This is a genomic window from Streptomyces sp. NPDC027672 (genome assembly GCF_055566335.1).
On record NZ_JBVHSO010000016.1, the window covers coordinates 141,527 to 158,930 of the forward strand.

15 protein-coding genes are annotated in these 17,404 nt (G+C 73.3%); 12 read left to right on the forward strand and 3 right to left on the reverse strand.

Going from position 1 to position 17,404, the window contains the following annotated elements:
- Positions 1 to 252: 252 nt before the first annotated feature.
- Positions 253 to 1,215: a DUF5926 family protein gene (locus ACZ4SV_RS31365; RefSeq protein WP_365873256.1), complete on the forward strand. Its 963-nt coding sequence runs from the start codon at positions 253 to 255 to the stop codon at positions 1,213 to 1,215.
- A 297-nt stretch (positions 1,216 to 1,512) separates the two neighbouring features.
- On the opposite strand, the gene ACZ4SV_RS31370 is transcribed toward ACZ4SV_RS31365, so the two are convergent.
- Together ACZ4SV_RS31370 and ACZ4SV_RS31375 are read right to left on the reverse strand one after the other, a co-directional pair.
- Positions 1,513 to 2,235, reverse strand: coding sequence for a hypothetical protein (locus ACZ4SV_RS31370; RefSeq protein WP_468008315.1), 723 nt, complete (start codon positions 2,233 to 2,235; stop codon positions 1,513 to 1,515).
- Positions 2,236 to 2,290: 55 nt separating this feature from the next.
- Positions 2,291 to 2,956 (reverse strand): bifunctional DNA primase/polymerase, encoded by a 666-nt coding sequence (locus ACZ4SV_RS31375; protein ID WP_365873260.1) that lies wholly within the window; start codon positions 2,954 to 2,956, stop codon positions 2,291 to 2,293.
- Positions 2,957 to 3,459: 503 nt separating this feature from the next.
- Between ACZ4SV_RS31375 and ACZ4SV_RS31380 the strand changes: the two genes are divergently transcribed.
- Together ACZ4SV_RS31380 and ACZ4SV_RS31385 are read left to right on the forward strand one after the other, a co-directional pair.
- On the forward strand, positions 3,460 to 4,986 hold the full coding sequence (locus ACZ4SV_RS31380; protein WP_468008318.1) for a PP2C family protein-serine/threonine phosphatase: 1,527 nt from the start codon (positions 3,460 to 3,462) through the stop codon (positions 4,984 to 4,986).
- Between the two features lie 156 nt (positions 4,987 to 5,142).
- Entirely contained in the window at positions 5,143 to 6,627 is a 1,485-nt protein-coding gene (locus ACZ4SV_RS31385) for an aminopeptidase P family protein (RefSeq protein ID WP_468008320.1), read from the forward strand.
- Positions 6,628 to 6,708: 81 nt separating this feature from the next.
- Here ACZ4SV_RS31385 and ACZ4SV_RS31390 read toward each other — a convergent pair whose 3' ends face one another.
- Positions 6,709 to 7,152: an ATP-binding protein gene (locus ACZ4SV_RS31390; RefSeq protein ID WP_365873264.1), complete on the reverse strand. Its 444-nt coding sequence runs from the start codon at positions 7,150 to 7,152 to the stop codon at positions 6,709 to 6,711.
- Between the two features lie 207 nt (positions 7,153 to 7,359).
- Between ACZ4SV_RS31390 and ACZ4SV_RS31395 the strand changes: the two genes are divergently transcribed.
- From ACZ4SV_RS31395 to ACZ4SV_RS31435, 9 genes are all read left to right on the forward strand, one after another.
- The gene (locus ACZ4SV_RS31395; RefSeq protein WP_468008322.1) at positions 7,360 to 8,217 is read left to right on the forward strand and encodes a hypothetical protein; all 858 of its coding nucleotides are present in this window, start codon (positions 7,360 to 7,362) and stop codon (positions 8,215 to 8,217) included.
- 193 nt (positions 8,218 to 8,410) lie between these two features.
- Positions 8,411 to 9,139 carry a YcnI family copper-binding membrane protein gene (locus tag ACZ4SV_RS31400; RefSeq protein WP_397945872.1) on the forward strand — a complete coding sequence of 243 codons (729 nt, stop codon included), beginning with the start codon at positions 8,411 to 8,413 and terminating at the stop codon, positions 9,137 to 9,139.
- Between the two features lie 103 nt (positions 9,140 to 9,242).
- On the forward strand, positions 9,243 to 9,896 hold the full coding sequence (locus ACZ4SV_RS31405) for an SCO family protein (protein WP_468008325.1): 654 nt from the start codon (positions 9,243 to 9,245) through the stop codon (positions 9,894 to 9,896).
- Positions 9,893 to 10,360 carry a copper chaperone PCu(A)C gene (locus tag ACZ4SV_RS31410; protein ID WP_468008329.1) on the forward strand — a complete coding sequence of 156 codons (468 nt, stop codon included), beginning with the start codon at positions 9,893 to 9,895 and terminating at the stop codon, positions 10,358 to 10,360. The genes ACZ4SV_RS31405 and ACZ4SV_RS31410 overlap by 4 nt, the downstream gene beginning before the upstream one ends.
- Before the next feature lie 13 nt (positions 10,361 to 10,373).
- Positions 10,374 to 12,458, forward strand: a complete 2,085-nt coding sequence (locus ACZ4SV_RS31415) for a copper resistance CopC/CopD family protein (RefSeq protein WP_468008331.1) — start codon at positions 10,374 to 10,376, stop codon at positions 12,456 to 12,458.
- 9 nt (positions 12,459 to 12,467) lie between these two features.
- Complete coding sequence (gene efeB / locus ACZ4SV_RS31420; RefSeq protein ID WP_468008333.1) at positions 12,468 to 13,754, forward strand: iron uptake transporter deferrochelatase/peroxidase subunit; 1,287 nt, start codon at positions 12,468 to 12,470, stop codon at positions 13,752 to 13,754.
- 80 nt (positions 13,755 to 13,834) lie between these two features.
- The gene (pheA, locus tag ACZ4SV_RS31425; RefSeq protein ID WP_468008336.1) at positions 13,835 to 14,767 is read left to right on the forward strand and encodes a prephenate dehydratase; all 933 of its coding nucleotides are present in this window, start codon (positions 13,835 to 13,837) and stop codon (positions 14,765 to 14,767) included.
- Positions 14,768 to 15,320: 553 nt separating this feature from the next.
- Entirely contained in the window at positions 15,321 to 16,598 is a 1,278-nt protein-coding gene (serS, locus tag ACZ4SV_RS31430; protein ID WP_365872893.1) for a serine--tRNA ligase, read from the forward strand.
- Positions 16,595 to 17,392 (forward strand): HAD family hydrolase, encoded by a 798-nt coding sequence (locus ACZ4SV_RS31435; protein ID WP_468008337.1) that lies wholly within the window; start codon positions 16,595 to 16,597, stop codon positions 17,390 to 17,392. The genes serS and ACZ4SV_RS31435 overlap by 4 nt, the downstream gene beginning before the upstream one ends.
- Positions 17,393 to 17,404: the final 12 nt, after the last annotated feature.

A 17,404-nucleotide genomic window follows, 5' to 3' on the forward strand; every position in this document is an offset into this window, starting at 1 on the left:
TACGGGCACGAACACGGGTTCGTCCGGTCGGTGTCGCGCGCGGGCGCCGGCCCGCGGAGCCAATCGGCCGGCGTCGCGCGCGGGCGCCGGCCAAGGCTGCACGTTCATCCAGCCGGCCACGGGCCCGCCACCGCGCCGTTCCGGCACCGCCGGCCCCGACCGCCGCACGTCGTCCACAGGTTCCCGTCGGTCACGGCCCGAACGGCTAGGCTCCCGCCGTACGAGAAGAGCCGTAACCGGGAGACACCCACCATGGCCAAGAAGCGACCCCAGACGAAGGCCAAGCCGCCGCTGACCGACGGGGAGATCCCGGTTGTCGGCGCCCGCGAACCCTGCCCCTGCGGCAGCGGCCGGCGCTACAAGGCCTGCCACGGCCGGGCCGCCGCGCACGCCGCGACCGAGCTGGTGCAGCGCCCGTTCGAAGGACTGCCCGGCGAGCGCGACTGGGTCGCGCTGCGCGAGCTGGTCCCGGCCGCCACCGCCGTACTGACCCTGAAGGACGGCCTGCCCGAGGGCGTCCCGTCGGTCACGCTGGCCACGGTGCTGCCGATGGCCTGGCCCGCGCTGCGCCGGGACGACGGCTCGGTGCTGATCGGCCTGCAGAACGACACGGCGTCCGGTGACATCAGCCGCGACCTCGCCGACACGCTGCTGCGCGCGCTGGAGGCGGAGCCGGGCACTCCGGTGCAGGGCCGCCGCGCCCCCGCCGAAGGCCCGCGCCTCCAGGACCTGCTGGACCCGGAGAGCGCTTTCGAGCCGGTCGTGCACAGCGGCTTCGAGTTCTGGGTGCCGGACGCGGAGAACGCCACCCCGGAGGTGGCCGCCTCCCTGGAGCGGGCCAACGCCGCCGCCATCCCGACCGTGCGGCTGGCCGGCGTGGACGCCGCCTACTGGTGCGAGACCCCGGAGAAGAACCACCTGCGCTGGGTCATGCCGCATCCGGAGGAGCAGCTTCTGGACGCTCTCGCGCGACTGCACGCGGCGGGCCGGTCCCGCCTCGGCGAAGGCACCCGGCTGGTGGGTTCCTTCCGTGCTCACGGCCTCACCGTGCCGGTCTGGGACCTGCCGAGCGGGGTCTCGGCCGAGGACGTGGAGAAGCCGGCCGCCGAATTCGCCGAGCGCCTCGCCGCCGCCCTCGCCGTCCGCGAACCGCTCACGCCGGAGGAGCGCCGGGCGCGCGGCGGGCTGACCAACCGGCAGGTCACGCTCAGCTGACGCGCTCCGGCACGGGTGCCACGGCTGACCGGTCGGTCAGCCGTGGCGCCGGACCGCGCGGCAGGTGACTCCTGTCACAACTCGGCGTTTTGACAGGGAAATCGGTGTCCGAATCGCCAAGTCGGAATTTGCGAACCGCCGATCTCTTGTTACCGTTCCAGTAGCCCGGTTGCTGGTGCATCCCCCGTCGCCAGCAACCGGGTCTTTCCATGTCCGCACGCGCCCCGCCGCGGCCGCGGGACATCCCGCCGCCCGTGCTCTACGGCGCGTCGCGAAGAGTCAACTCCCCGGTACGGCTCAGGAGTTGCTGCCCGAGCGGAGCAGCAGCGCTCCGCTCGCGCCGTGCGCGGCGAACTCGGTCACGGCCGTGTAGGCGTCCGGCCCGCCCCGGTTGCGCTCGCGCGGGGTCTCACAGGTGGCGGGCGCGTCGTCGGTCCCGGTGACGCAGCGCGTCTGCACGGTCCGGCCGCCCGGACCCATCAGGCTCAGCACCGAGTCCAGCGACCCGCCGGTGGCGTTGCGGTAGTAGGTGCGCGCCCAGGTGTCCTCGCCCTGCCTCAGCACACAGGTCTGGGCCTCGATGCCGTCCGGCGAGGTGAGTTCGGGACCGCAGCGGGCGGCGGTGGCGAGCCCGACACCGAGCAGGAACGGCGCGCGACGAGCGGAGTCCGCACCGGCCGCACCAGCCCCACCGGCCCCACGGGTCCCGGCAGCACCAGTCCCGCCAGCCTCATCACTCCTGCCGGCCGAACCCGTCCCGCCGGACTCGCCACTCCTGCCCGCCGAACCGGTCCCGCCGGGCTCATCAGCCCCGCCGCCCCGGCCGGTCTTGGCGTCGCCGAGGGGAGCGGCCGGTACGGCGGTCCGGCCGGCGTCGCCCACCTGGCCCGCGGACGCCACGGCCAGCGGCAGCGCGGCCACGGCCGCCACGACGGCGCCAAGAGCGAGCAGACGCAGCCGTTGCGGCCGGCCGCCGGCGGGCGGGGCGGAGGCTCTGTGGCCGCCGGAATGACGCAGCATGTCCGGACGATAACGAGCCGACGGCCCGCGACCGCCCCGGCCGCGCCCGACACCCTTACAACTCGGGCGCGCTCACACCCGTACGAGTGAGGGCGTCGACCACGGCGTCCACCACGGCCTCCACATCGGGCACCCAGGGCGCGGCCGAGCCGGGCAGCGGGGCCCGCTCCCAGCGCACGGCGCCCTCGCCCGTCTCGGACGGCGGCAGGGCGACATAGCCGCCCGAGCCGTGGAAGCGCAGCGAGCCGGGGACGAAGTCCTTGGCGTAGAGCAGTTCGCCGAGCTGCTCCATGGAGTACGGCTTCACCAGCAGCGCCCAGCGGCTGGGCGTGGCGATCACCGGGCCCAGCCGCATGCCCCGCCGGTCGAGCAGGGCCAGGGCCCGGGCGGCGGCGAGGGCCGGCAGGCTGACCGCGCAGGGCGCGCCGCCTCCGGTCGCCAGGATGATGGGGGCGCTCGGCCGGTTGGTCCACCACCAGCGCACCATGCGCGCGTCGGTGGTGGCCGCGAGCAGCCCGGGGTCGAAGGGATGCGCACCGGGCACCGTGCACTCGGGGTCGGGGCAGGCGCAGCGGGCCCGCCCCCGCGGAGCCGGCCCCACACCCGGGAGAACCGGCCACTGCCACTGCGCCGCGAAGGTCAGGGCCGCGCCGATCAGCTCGGGCTTCCCGCCGTTCCGCCTGGACAGGAGCCTGCGTCGCCTTCCGAGGATCTCGCGCATGAGCGCTCGTTCCTTTCCGTTGCACCGCTGGCAACACCGTGGGCTACATCACACCATGTGTCGATCACTTCACTGTGCGTATCTGATGGCGCATCACACCCCCGCGTACGGCAGGGGGAACCCCAAAGGGTCGAGCGTGGCCGCTTCCGCGTCCGATAGTCCGTTGGTCCGTCTATCAAAAGCACGGTCGCGGTGCGGGGGTGGCGAAGTCTGGCGTTTTGCCGTCGCGCGTGTTTCTCTCCGCCTCCGCCACGGGAGGATGGGGCTCGGCCGTCGGTGGCTATGACGCCCGGGTCCGCCGCCAGGTTCCGGGTGGCCCCCAACCACCCCTGGCCTTCTCCGAGTACGTACCCATCACGACCGTTGTGACGCTCCGTGGAACAGGGCCAGTCGACCGCAATCGACCGATACCTAAGGCAGTTTTTAGCCAACTTGGCGGTAAGGCAAGGGGTTCGGACAAAAACGTCGCGTGTCCCATGGACACCAGGAATCCCCGCAGGACAATGCTGGACATCCCCTCACGAGTGCGTGTACATGTGGAGACACTGCTAGCGGCGCAGAATGACATGGGGGTTTGCGATGCTTTTCAGCAATACGCACCGGTCTGGAAGCCGGACGCCATGAACGCCCCGCACCCTCCGAAAGTGGCCGGAATCGATCCCACAGTTCCCACCCCCGCACACACTGTCGCATCCGCCTCCGCCGTCTCCGGGGCCCCGTCCGTCCCGGGCGCCGCCGCCGTTCCGGCCCCCCACGCCCCCGCTCCGGGCGCGCTGCTCCAGGACCGGCTGGCCGGCTGGGTCTCCGACCTGACGACCCTGCACGAACTCACCGAACGCCTCTCCCGCACCAGCACGCTCGACGCCGCCCTGCACGAACTGCTGCGCGCCGGAGCCGCCCTGGTCGGCGCCCGCCGCGGCCTGGCCGTCCTGGAACCCGCCGACGGCCTCGGCCCCCGCACCACCCTCGGCCTCGGCCTCGGCCGCGCCGACCTCGGGCACCTGGAGACCGTGCCGCGCGGCGCCCTGCCGTACGACACCCGCGGCGGCGCCGAGATCCTGCACCCGGACCTGTTCGCCGAGGACGGCCTGGACCCACGCCACCGCGAGGTGGCCGCCCGCCTCGGTTACTCCGCCAGCTACGCCCTGCCCCTCGCGACCGAGTCCGCCGGCCGGCTCGGCGCGGCGGTCTGGCTCTACGACCAGCCGGCCGAGCCGCACGAGCGCCGCCGCCACCTCGCCGGCCTGTACGCCCGGCACGCCACCGAGCACCTGGCCCGGCTGCTGGAGGTGGAGCGCACCCGCGCCCGGGTGGCGGCCATCACCGACGGACTGCTGCCCGCCCGGCTGCCCCGGGTGCCCGGCGTCCAGCTCGCCGCCCGGCACCACACCGGGCCGTGCGGCGGCGGCGACTGGTACGACGCGCTGCCGCTGCCGGACGCCGCGCTCGGCCTGTCCGTCGGCTCGGTCACCGGCCGCGGGCCGAGCGCGGTGGCCGCCATGGGCCGGCTGCGCGCCTCGCTGCGCGCGTACGCCGTGATGGAGGGCGAGGACCCGGTCGCCGTCCTGTCCGACCTGGAGCTGCTGCTGCGGCTGACCGAGCCCGCCCGCTCGGCCACCGCCCTGTTCGCCTACTGCGAGCCCGCCCTGCGCAAGATCACCCTGGCCGGTGCCGGGCACAGCCCGCCGCTGCTGACCGGCGAGCGGCGCACCGAGTTCGCCGAGACCACCGTCTCCGCGCCGCTGGGCATGCTCGCCTGCTGGGAGGCGCCGAGCGCGGAGGTCCAGGCGGAGGCCGGGGAGACGGTCCTGCTCTACACCGACGGGCTGCTGCACCGTACCGGCGACCCGGCGGACCGGGCCTTCGCCCGGCTGCACGCCGCCGCCGCGAGCGTCCCGCGCGCGCTGCGGCACGATCCGGGCGCCGTCGCCGACCATGTGCTGCGCACGGTCCTGCCGGACGGCCCGGACCGCGCGGACGCCGCCGGCGGCACGGAGGACGTGGTCCTGCTGGCAGCCCGTTTCGACTGAGCGCGGCGGCGCGGCCGGCCGGTATGACCGGGCATAACAGGTCATCCGCCCCCGCCCGCTCTCGGTACGACCGTACGATGATGGTGGTCCCCGCCCGGCCACAAGCGGGAGCGCGCGGGCCCCGGGGGAGATCACTGGCGTATCGAGGAGGATCACGTGTCCGACGAGCTCAACCCGGCTGTGCCCGACTCCGCTACCGCGGAGGGCCCGGAGACCGAGGCCGAGGAGACCGTCAAGCAGCGGAAGAACGGCCTGTACCCGGGCCTGTCCGACGAGCTGGCCGAGAACATGAAGTCCGGCTGGGCCGACACCGAGCTGCGTGACCTGGAGCCCGTCGAGCAGGCCGCGCACACCGCGCGCCGCCGCGCCGCGCTCTCCGCCCGCTTCCCGGGCGAGCGTCTGGTGATCCCGGCGGGCAACCTGAAGACCCGCTCGAACGACACCGAGTACCCCTTCCGCGCCTCCGTGGAGTACGCGTACCTCACCGGCAACCAGACCGAGGACGGCGTCCTGGTCCTGGAGCCGAAGGGCGACGGCCACGAGGCGACGATCCACCTGCTGCCGCGCTCGGACCGGGAGAACGGCGAGTTCTGGCTCTCCGGCCAGGGCGAGCTGTGGGTCGGCCGCCGCCACTCCCTCGGCGAGTCCGAGGCGCTGTACGGCATCCCGGCCGCCGACGTGCGCAAGCTGGCCGCGAGCCTGCGCGAGGCCACCGGCCCGGTCCGCGTGGTGCGCGGCTACGACGCCGGCATCGAGGCGGCCCTGACGGACAAGGTCACCGCCGAGCGCGACGAGGAACTGCGCGTCTTCCTCTCCGAGATGCGGCTGGTCAAGGACGAGTTCGAGATCGGCGAGCTGCAGAAGGCCGTCGACTCCACCGTGCGCGGCTTCGAGGACGTCGTGAAGGTCCTCGACAAGGCCGAGGCGACCTCCGAGCGCTACATCGAGGGCACGTTCTTCCTCCGGGCCCGCGTGGAGGGCAACGACGTCGGCTACGGCTCCATCTGCGCGGCCGGCCCGCACGCCTGCACCCTGCACTGGGTGCGCAACGACGGCCCGGTCCGCTCCGGCGACCTGCTCCTGCTGGACGCCGGCGTGGAGACGCACACGCTGTACACCGCCGACGTCACCCGCACGCTGCCGGTCAACGGCACGTACAGCGAGATCCAGAAGAAGATCTACGACGCGGTGTACGACGCCCAGGAGGCCGGCATCGCGGCCGTCCAGCCGGGCGCCAAGTACCGCGACTTCCACGACGCGGCCCAGCGCGTGCTGACCGAGCGGCTCGTGGAGTGGGGCCTGGTCGAGGGCCCGGTCGAGCGCGTCCTGGAGCTGGGCCTCCAGCGCCGCTGGACCCTGCACGGCACCGGGCACATGCTCGGCATGGACGTCCACGACTGCGCCGCCGCGCGCACCGAGACGTACGTGGACGGCACGCTGGAGCCGGGCATGGTCCTCACCGTCGAGCCGGGTCTGTACTTCCAGGCCGACGACCTGACCGTGCCGGAGGAGTACCGCGGCATCGGCGTGCGGATCGAGGACGACATCCTGGTGACCGAGGACGGCAACCGGAACCTGTCCGCCGGGCTGCCGCGCCGGTCCGGCGAGGTCGAGGCGTGGATGGCCGCCCTGAAGGGCTGAGGCACCGAACGGACGGCCGGGCACCGGGAAGGTGCCCGGCCGTCCGTCCGTCCGCTACGCCGTGAGCAGGAAGGGATCTCTCTACGCCGTGAGCAGGGAGGGGTCCCTCGTCCACTTCAGGATCTTGTCGAAGCTGACCACCGTCCCGTCCCGGCCGGGCTTCGCCCCGATGTGGACGTGGTCGGCCAGTTCCCGGATCAGGAACAGGCCGCGTCCGTGCTCGGCGTCCGCGCGGGCGGGCCGGAAGTCCGGGACGGGCACCGGACCGGGCCCGGAGTCGGACACTTCGATCCGGCACTTCTCGCCGTCGAGGTACGCCGTCACCCGGTACGCCTCCGAGGCGCCGGACGCGGGGCCCCCGCCGTGCTCGACGGCGTTCGCGCAGGCCTCGCTCAGGGCGACCGAGAGGTCGTAGGAGATCTCCGGGTCGACGCCCGCCGTCTCCATCGTGCCGATCAGCAGCCGGCGCGCGAGCGGTACGCTCGCGGCCTCGCGGCGCAGATGGAGTGACCACCAGATGCTCATGCTCCAGCCTCCTGGCCGCGGCTCGACATACCGTTACGTATTGCCGCCCGTAGGCGGCCGTAAGCACTCCGTCGGCGTGACCGGGCCCATATGGCCGATGCGCCCGGGCGCTGATCGGTGTATGGGCGGCCAGGTGCGGGCCGGGAGGGACGGCTCGGGCGACCTGCCGCAGCGCACCGGCACGGGCAGTGCGATGATGAGCCCGCCATGACTGCCCCCCACGCGCGCACGGCGCCTTCCGGAGCCGGGCTCCGGACCCTGCGGGCCGCGGTGTTCGCCGCGGTCTGCGTCGCGCTGGCCGCGTGCGGGCACACCCTGGCCTCCTGCGCGGGCGTGCCGCTGTGGACGCTCGGCGCGGGCTTCCTCGGCTCCCTGCTGCTCGTGGCCCCGCTCGCCGGGCGGGCCCGCACGCTGCCCGGCATCGCCGTGCTGCTCGCCCTCGGACAGACCGTGCTGCACACGCTGTTCGGGCTGGGCCAGCACGGGGCCATGACCGGCGGCGCGCCGATGGGGCCGATGGCCGCCACCGGGTCCACGAAAGCGGCGTTGAGCGACCACGCGCTGGTCGAGCAGGCCGCCCGGCTGGTGTGCGGATCGAGCCCGGCGTCCCTGACCCCCGGCCACGCCTTCCGGCTGCTGTTCGGCGCCCGGCTCGTGGACCGGGCCGGGCGGCCGACGGCGACCCTGGACTCGCTGGGCGCCCTGGGGCACGCGCACGACGCCGCGGGCGCCTCGGCCGGGCTGCTGCCCTCGCTGCCGATGCTGCTCGGCCACGTGCTCGCGGCCGTGGCCGCGGGCTGGCTGCTGCGCCGCGGCGACCTGGCCGTGCTGCGGCTGATCGAGCTGTCGGCGCATGGAGTCGCGGAGGGGGCGCTCGTACGGTCCCTGCGCGCCGCGCTCGCGCTGGTACGCGTCCTGTGCGCCGGGCTGCTGCCCGACGCCGGGCCCGGGCCGCGCGGCCGTCGTCCCGACCGGGACGAGCACCCGGCCCCGCACACCGCCGTACTCCAGCACACGGTGATCCGGCGCGGTCCGCCCGCGGCCGCGTTCCTCCTCCCCGCCTGACACGACGCGACGACCACTCCGGCCGACCGGGGCCGGCTCCAGCCACACGGAGCCGGCCGCCGGACGGGAGGGCCGCCGTCGTGCGGCACACGCGCGTGCGCATCTTCCTCCGGGTCACCACGAGTGACACGGCCCCGCGCGCGCGTACTCCCGATCAGCAACGGATCTCACACCCAGTGGAGTGGTTCGCGCCATGAAGGCTTCCCGTATCACCGCCGCCGTCCTCGTCGCCGGCTCGGCCGTCCTCGCCCTGTCGGGCCCCGCGTTCGCGCACGTCACCGTGCAGCCCGAGGGCACCGCGGCCAAGGGCGGCTACGCCGTCGTGGACTTCAAGGTCCCCAACGAGCGTGACGACGCCTCGACCGACAAGCTGGAGGTCACCCTGCCCGCCGACCACCCGATCGCCTCGGTGATGCCGCAGCCGGTGCCCGGCTGGCGGGCCACCGTCACCAAGTCCAAGCTGGACAAGCCGCTGACCATGCACGGCGAGAAGATCGACGAGGCCGTCACCAAGGTCACCTGGACCGCCGACGGCAAGGGCATCGAACCCGGCTTCTTCCAGAAGTTCCCGCTCTCGCTCGGCGCCCTGCCCGACAACGCCGACCAGCTCGTCTTCAAGGCGATCCAGACCTACTCCGACAAGGAGGTCGTGCGCTGGATCGAGGTGCCGCAGCAGGGCCAGGACGAACCGGAGAACCCGGCCCCGGTCCTGGAGCTGTCCGCCGCCGCCGACGACGAGCACGGCGCGGCGAGCGCCGCGGACACCGGTGACAAGACCGGCGCGGCCGAGAAGACGGCCGCCGGGGACTCCGACGGCGGCAGCGACACCACGGCCCGCGTGCTCGGCGTGGCCGGCATCGTCGTGGGCGTCGTCGGCGTGGCCTACGGCGTCCTCGCCGGCCGCCGCCGCACCGCCGCCTGAGCCTCTCGGTCCGCGGCGCGCACCGGGCGTCACCCGGCCGTCCGACAGGGCGGCCGGGTGATCCCGGTGCGCGCCGGAGTTCACACATCTGGGACATTTTCCTATGCGCAAGAAGACGTTCGCCGCGGCCGCGCTGCTCGCCGCCGCCACCCTGACCCTCTCCGCCTGCGGTGGCGGGGACGACGGCGACTCGCCGATCGCCGTGGTCTCGGGCGGCTCCGACGCGAAGAAGGCCGCCACGGTGCTGGACCAGCCGTTCGACAAGCCCGGCCTGGTCCTCACCGACACGCACGGCAAGAAGTACGACCTCCGCAAGGAGACCGCGGGCCACCCGACCCTGCTCTACTTCGGTTACACCCACTGCCCGGACATCTGCCCCACGACGATGAGCAACCTCGCCGTCGCCAAGAAGGCGCTGCCGAAGGCGGAACAGGACGACCTCAGGGTCGTGTTCGTCACCACCGACCCCGGCCGCGACACACCCGCCGAACTGGGCAAGTGGCTCAAGGGCATCGACCCGCAGTTCATCGGCCTGACCGGTGACTTCACCAAGATCCAGGCGGGCGCCCGGTCGGTCGCCATCGCGGTGGAGCCGACGAGGAAGGACAAGAACGGCAAGCTGGTCTCCATGCACGGCACGCAGGTCGTCGCCTTCTCGCCGAAGACCGACGCCGGTTACGTCCTCTACGGCGAGAACACCACGGTCGGCGAGTACACCCGGGACCTGCCGAAGCTGGTCGAGGGAGCCGCACCGTGAGGCGCCGTACCGCCGGCCTGGCCGCGTGCGCGCTCGCCGGTGCCCTGGCCCTCGCGGGCTGCTCGGACTCCGGTTCCGGCACCCCGGACCGGGCGGACCTGTCCGTCGCCTCCCCCTACATGCCCCAGCCCGTCTCCGCGGACATGGCGGCCGGTTTCCTGACGATCACCAACGAGGGCGGGGCCGGCGACGAGCTGACCGCGGTCAGCAGTGATGTCGCCGGCCAGGTCACCATGCACAGCACCAGCGGCGGCGCCATGGCGGAGGAATCCTCCTTCGGCATACCGGCGCACGGCCGGCTCGTGTTCCGCAGCGGGGGCAACCATCTGATGTTCGAGAAGCTGAAGCGGGCGCCGAAGCAGGGCCAGACGGTCACCGTGAAGCTCACCTTCGCCAAGTCCGGGCCGCTCACCGTCGAGATGCCGGTGAAGGCCGCCACGTACACCCCGTCGACCGGACACTGAGGGAGGGACCACCGTGACCCGGACCACCGCCCCCCGCCTGCGGGTCCTGCTGCTGCTGTTGCTCGCCGTCACCGGCGCGCTGCTGGCGGGCGCCGGACCGGCCTCCGCGCACGCGGCGCTGACCGGCAGCGACCCCGCGCAGGGGGCGGTGGCCGACCGCGCGCCCACCCGGGTGTCGCTCACCTTCTCCGAGAAGGTGGCGTTGAGCGACGACTCCGTGCGCGTCCTGGACCCCCGGGGCAAGCCGGTCCAGACCGGCGGCCCCGCCAGCGTGGGCGGGACGACGTACGCCGTGCAGCTGAAGAGCGGCCTGGCCAAGGGCACCTACACCGTCACCTACCAGGTCGTCTCCGCCGACAGCCATCCCGTCGCCGGCGCCTACACCTTCTCCATCGGGGCGCCCTCGCCGACCGTCGTGTCCGGCACCGGGCCGGTCGCCGGCGGCGGAGTCGTGGGCGGCCTCTACGCGTTCGGCCGGTACGTGTCGTACGCCGGCTTCATCGTGCTCGCCGGCGGCGCGGCCTTCGTGCTCGCCTGCTGGCAGCGCGGCGCGGGCGTGCGGGCCCTCCAGCGGCTGGTCGTCGGCGGCTGGGTCGCGCTGACCGCGGCCACCCTGTGGCTGCTGCTCCTGCGCGGTTCCTACACCGGCTCGGGCCGGTTCGCCGACGTCTTCGACCTCGACCTGCTCGGCCAGGTCCTCCAGACCAAGACCGGCGCCGCGCTGGTCTCCCGGCTGCTGCTGCTCGCCGCCGCCGCGCTGTTCGTCGCCGTCCTGTTCGGCACCTACACCCGGCGCGAGGACGGCACCGAGAAACGCGACCTGACCTTCGGGCTCGCGGTCGGCGGAGTGGTCGTCGCGGCCGGGCTCGCGACCAGCTGGGCCATGGCCGAGCACGCCTCCACCGGACTCCAGCCGGGCCTCGCCATGCCGGTGGACGTCGTCCACCTGCTGGCCGTCGCCGCCTGGCTGGGCGGCCTGACGGCCCTGCTGACCGCGCTGTACCGGGCGCCCGCCGAGACCCCGGTCGAGGCCGCCGCCGTCCGCCGCTTCTCCCGGCTGGCCTTCGGCTCCGTCCTCGCGCTCGTCGCCACCGGCGTCTACCAGTCCTGGCGGCAGCTCGGCTCCTGGACGGCGTTCACCGAGACCCGGTACGGGCAACTGCTGCTGGTCAAGATCGCGCTGGTGGCGGTGCTGGTCGGCATCGCGGCGCTGTCCCGGCGCTGGGCGGCCCGGCTCACGGACCGGGCCCCGGGCCCGGGGAAGGCCAGGCGGACCGAGGCGGGCAGGGAACAGGTCCCGGCGGCGCGGGCGACCGGCGAGAGCGGGGGCACGGGCGGCACGGGTGGCACGGGCGGCGCAGGCGGCAAGGGCGGCGGCACCGGGAAGGGCAAGGACGACCGGGAGGGCAACGCGGCCGGAACTGGAGCTGGTGCCGATCACGGTGCCAGTGCTGGTGCCGGAGCCGGTGCCCGTACCGGCAAGGGTTCCGGCACGGGCACCGGCACCGGTGACGCCCGGCGTGCCGCTCAGCTCGCCCGGCAGCGCGCGGCCGTCGACGCCGCCCGGCAGAAGCGGCTGCGGGACGCCGACGCGCACCGCTTCGGGCTGCGCCGCTCGGTGCTCGCCGAGGCCGGCGTCGCCGTCGTCCTGCTCGCCGTCACCACCGCGCTCACCCAGACCGAGCCGGGCCGCACCGAACAGGAGGCCAAGGCGGCCACCTCGGCCACGACCGGCTCCGGCACGGCGCAGGCGTCCGGCGCGCTCACCCTGGACATGCCGTTCGACACCGGCGGCACCGGCGGCAAGGGCGTCGTCAGCATCGACCTGGACCCCGCGCGGGTGGGCGCCAACGAGATGCACCTGTACGTCCAGCGGTCCAACGGCCAGGCCTTCGACGTCCCCGAGGTGAAGGTCTCCTTCACCCTGGAGGCGAAGAAGATCGGCCCGCTTCCCGTGAACCCCGACCACATCACCACCGGCCACTGGTCGGCGAGCGGGGTGCAGCTGCCCGTGGCCGGCGACTGGAAGGTCGCCGTCACGGTCCGCACCTCCGACGTCGACCAGGTGACCGTCTCCAAGAACGCGCAGATCGGCTGAACCACACCCATGCCCGACCAGTCCCTCTCCCAGGTCCGTACACCCGACGCGCCGGCCGCGCAGCCCGGGTCCACCGCGGCGCGCGGCGGCGTCTCGCGGCGCGCGCTGCTCGGCACCGCCGGTGCCACCGGGCTCGTCCTCGGCGCGGCCGGCGGGGCCGCGGGCTATGCCGCCGCACCCGCCCAGGCCACCCCGCTGACTTCGGTGGGCTCGGGGCGGGCGATGTTTCACGGGAAACATCAGCCCGGCATCACCGAGGGCCTCCAGGCGTGCGGCCATCTCATCGCCTTCGACCTGGCGGCGGGCGCGGGCCGCAAGGAGGCGGCGGCCCTGCTGCGCCGTTGGTCGGCGACGGCCGAGCGGCTGATGGCGGGCGAGCCCGCGCCGCACGACGACACCGGCGTGGCCCGGGACGCGGGCCCCTCCTCGCTGACCGTCACGTTCGGCTTCGGGCACAGCTTCTTCACCCGGACCGGACTGGAGAAGCAGCGGCCGGCCGCGCTGGACCCGCTGCCGGACTTCTCCTCCGACCGGCTCGACAAGGCCCGCAGCGACGGTGACCTCTGGGTGCAGATCGGCGCGGACGACGCCCTGGTCGCCTTCCACGCGCTGCGCGCGCTCCAGAAGGACGCCGGTTCGGCCGCGCGGGTGCGCTGGCAGATGAACGGCTTCAACCGCACCCCGGGCGCCACCGCCCGCCCCATGACGGCCCGCAACCTCATGGGCCAGCTCGACGGCACCGGCAATCCGAAGCCGGCCGACGCCGACTTCGACCAGCGCGTCTTCGTGCCCGCCTCGGGCGAGCCGGCGTGGATGGCGAACGGCTCCTATGCGGTCGTACGGCGCATCCGCATGCTCCTGGACGACTGGGAGAAGCTGTCGCTCACCGCCCAGGAGCAGGTCATCGGGCGCCGCAAGGCCGACGGGGCGCCGCTGTCCGGAGGGGACGAGACGACCCCGATGGACCTGGAGAAGACCGACGCCGGGGGCGGTTACGCCGTCCCGCTGAACGCGCACGCGCGCATCACCCGGCCCGACCGGAACGGCGGCGCGGCCATGCTGCGGCGGCCCTTCTCCTACCACGACGGCATCGACGCGGACGGCACCCCGGACGCGGGCCTGCTCTTCGTCTGCTGGCAGGCGGACCCGGTGCGCGGCTTCATCCCGGTACAGCGCAAGCTGGACCGGGGCGACGCGCTGTCGCCGTTCATCCGGCACGAGGCGAGCGGGCTGTTCGCGGTGCCGGGCGGCGCGGCGAAGGGCGAATACGTCGGCCAGCGGCTGCTGGAAGGATGAACCGCGCTCAAACCACCCGGTCGAGTGGCATTCCTGAGACACCTGCGTCGGGGCCCTCTACGGCCATTAGGGTGAGGAGCATGCCAGCGAGCTATGCCTATCTCGGCCCGGAGGGCACCTTCACGGAGGTCGCCCTGCGCACGCTTCCGGAGGCCGCCACCCGGGAGCTGATCCCGTATGTGTCGGTGCAGTCCGCGCTGGACGCGGTCCGGGCCGGCGAGGCGGAGGCCGCGTTCGTGCCGATCGAGAACTCCGTCGAGGGCGGCATCACCACCACCCTGGACGAGCTGGTCGCGGGCGAGCCGCTGACGATCTACCGCGAGGTGCTGCTGTCGATCACCTTCGCGCTGCTGGTCCGGCCCGGCACCACCCTGTCGGACATCAAGACGGTCTCCGCCCACCCGGCGGCCCAGCCGCAGGTGCGCAACTGGCTGCGCGCGCATCTGCCGGACGCCCGGTGGGAGTCGGCCGCCTCGAACGCGGACGCCGCCCGCCTGGTCCAGGAGGGCCGCTACGACGCCGCCTTCGCGGGCGAGTTCGCCGCCGCCCGGTACGGCCTCGAAGCGCTGGAGACCGGGATCCACGACGCGGAGAACGCGCAGACCCGGTTCGTGCTGGTGGGCCGCCCGGCCCGGCCGGCCTCGCCCACCGGGGCGGACAAGACCTCGGTGGTGCTGTGGCAGCGGGACGACCACCCCGGCGCCCTGCGCGATCTGCTCGGGGAGTTCGCCTCGCGCGGCATCAACCTCATGCTGCTCCAGTCCCGGCCGACCGGCGCCGGCATCGGCAACTACTGCTTCTGCATCGACGCCGAGGGCCATATCGCCGACCGGCGGATGGCGGAGGCGCTGATGGGGCTGCGGCGGATCTGCCTCCAGGTGCGTTTCCTGGGCTCGTATCCGCGGGCCGACATCGCCCTGGAGAAGGCCCGGCCGACGCCGCCGGGGATGTCGGACGAGGAGTTCATGGCGGCGGCGGACTGGGTGGCGCGCTGCCAGGACGGCCGGTTCTGACCAGTCGTACCTGCACACGAACGTTATCCACAGAAGTTATCCACAGGGGCCCTTCTCGACCTGGGGACAAGTCGACAGGACGGGGCGATCGGGTCGACAAATCGGCCTGTGGGTTCCCGCGCGGACCACTACCCTCCGGGTCACCCTTCGTGCATCTGTTTCCTGAGGTTCATCTTTTGGGGCGACCGTTTTCCACCCGAAAGTGGGTGTCGCTCGGGTTTGACCCGGGAATTCATCGGTGCAGTCACGGTTTCCGAGGTGATCATTTCCGAAGTCCACAGATCGTTCCCACAGCCTGTGGATAACTCTGTGCGAGGTGTGGATCTCTGTGGACAACCGGTCCGCCAAATCCCGCTCTCCACAAGGGAATCCGGTCAACCGGGCACCGGGCACCTGCTCCGTCCCAGGGAGTGAGACACTTTCGCCTTGACGCGCGAAGCGAAAGATCAGAACACACCCGGCAATTACCGCATAACGGAACGTACGGAGCGAATCCGAACTCACCGGAATAGTGATTCGTGGGCCGCGACCCCGCACCGGTAGCCTTGGGCCCGTGATTGACCTTCGCCTGCTCCGTGAGGACCCCGACCGTGCGCGCGCGTCCCAGCGTGCCCGTGGAGAGGACGTCGCGCTCGTCGACTCCCTCCTGTCTGCCGACGAGCGGCGCAGGTCCTCCGGCGTCCGCTTCGACGAGCTGCGAGCCGAGCAGAAGCAGCTCGGCAAGCTGATCCCCAAGGCCGCCGCCGAGGAGAAGGCCGAGCTGCTCAAGCGGGCCGAGCAGCTGAAGGCCGACGTCAAGGCCGCCGACGCCGAGCGCGACGCGGCCGACGCCGAGACCCAGGAGCTGCTGCTCCGGCTCGGCAACCTCGTCCACCCCGACGTACCCGTCGGCGGCGAGGAGGACTTCGTCACGCTGGAGACGCGGGGCACGATCCGGGACTTCGCCGCCGAGGGCTTCGAGCCCCGCGACCACCTGGAGCTGGGCCAGCTGCTCGGCGCCATCGACGTCGAGCGCGGCGCCAAGGTCTCCGGATCCCGCTTCTACTTCCTCACCGGCGTCGGCGCCCTGCTGGAGCTGGCCCTGGTCAACGCGGCGATCGCGCAGGCCACCGCGGCCGGCTTCACGCCGATGCTGACCCCGGCGCTGGTCCGCCCGCAGTCCATGGCCGGCACCGGCTTCCTCGGCCAGGCCGCCCAGGACGTCTACCACCTCGACAAGGACGACCTGTACCTGGTCGGCACCTCCGAGGTCCCGCTGGCGGCCTACCACATGGACGAGATCATCGACGCCGACCGGCTGCCGCTGCGCTACGCGGGCTTCTCCCCGTGCTTCCGCCGCGAGGCCGGTTCGCACGGCAAGGACACCCGGGGCATCTTCCGCGTGCACCAGTTCGACAAGGTCGAGATGTTCTCGTACGTCGCCCCCGAGGACTCCCAGGCCGAGCACCAGCGCCTGCTGGAGTGGGAGAAGCAGTGGCTGACCTCGCTGGAGCTGCCGTTCCGCGTCATCGACGTCGCCTCCGGTGACCTCGGCTCCTCGGCCGCCCGCAAGTTCGACTGCGAGGCGTGGATCCCGACCCAGGGCAAGTACCGCGAGCTGACCTCGACCTCGGACTGCACCGAGTTCCAGTCCCGCCGGCTGTCCATCCGGATGCGCGACGGCAAGCAGGTGAAGCCCCTGGCCACCCTGAACGGCACGCTGTGCGCCGTACCGCGGACCATCGTGGCGATCCTGGAGAACCACCAGCAGGCCGACGGCTCCGTCCGCGTCCCCGAGGTGCTGCGCCCGTACCTGGGCGGCCGGGAGGTCCTGGAGCCGGTGGCCCGGTGACCTTCCCGTACGGACTGGTCGCCACCGACCTCGACGGAACACTGCTGCGCCCGGACGGCTCCGTGTCGCGGCGCACCCGTGACGCGCTCGCCGCGGCCACCGCGGCGGGCGCGGTGCACATCGTCGTCACCGGCCGCGCGGTCTCCCGGACCCGGCACGTCCTGGACGGTCTCGGCTACGACGGCCTGGCCGTCTGCGGCCAGGGCGCCCAGGTGTACGACGCCGGCGCGCACCGTCTGCTGACCTCGGTCACCCTGGACCGGCAGCTGGCGGGCGTGGCCCTGGCCAAGATCGAGGCCGAGGTGGGTCCGCTGTACCTGGCGGCCACCCGGGACGGCCTGGACGGGGACGTGCTGGTGGGCCCGGGGTACGCGCTCACGGGCAGCCTGCCCGGCACGCCCTTCAGGGACGTCTCCGACCTCTGGGCGGCTCCGCTCAACAAGATCTACATACAGCATCCGACGATGGATGACGACGAGCTGGCGCAGGCGGCCCGGCAGGCGGCCGGCGGCTTCGTCACGGTGACCATGGCGGGTGCGGGCATCGTGGAGCTGCTCCCGCTCGGCCTGTCCAAGGCGACGGGTCTGTCGGTGGCGGCCCGCCGGCTGGGCCTGAAGGCCGCCGACACGATCGCCTTCGGTGACATGCCCAACGACATCCCGATGTTCGCCTGGGCCGCCCGGGGCGTGGCCATGGCCAACGCGCACGCGGAACTGAAGGCGGTGGCCGACGAGGTCACGACCTCCCACGAGGACGACGGCATCGCGGTGGTACTGGAGCGACTGCTCGCCTAGGGCCTCTCGTCC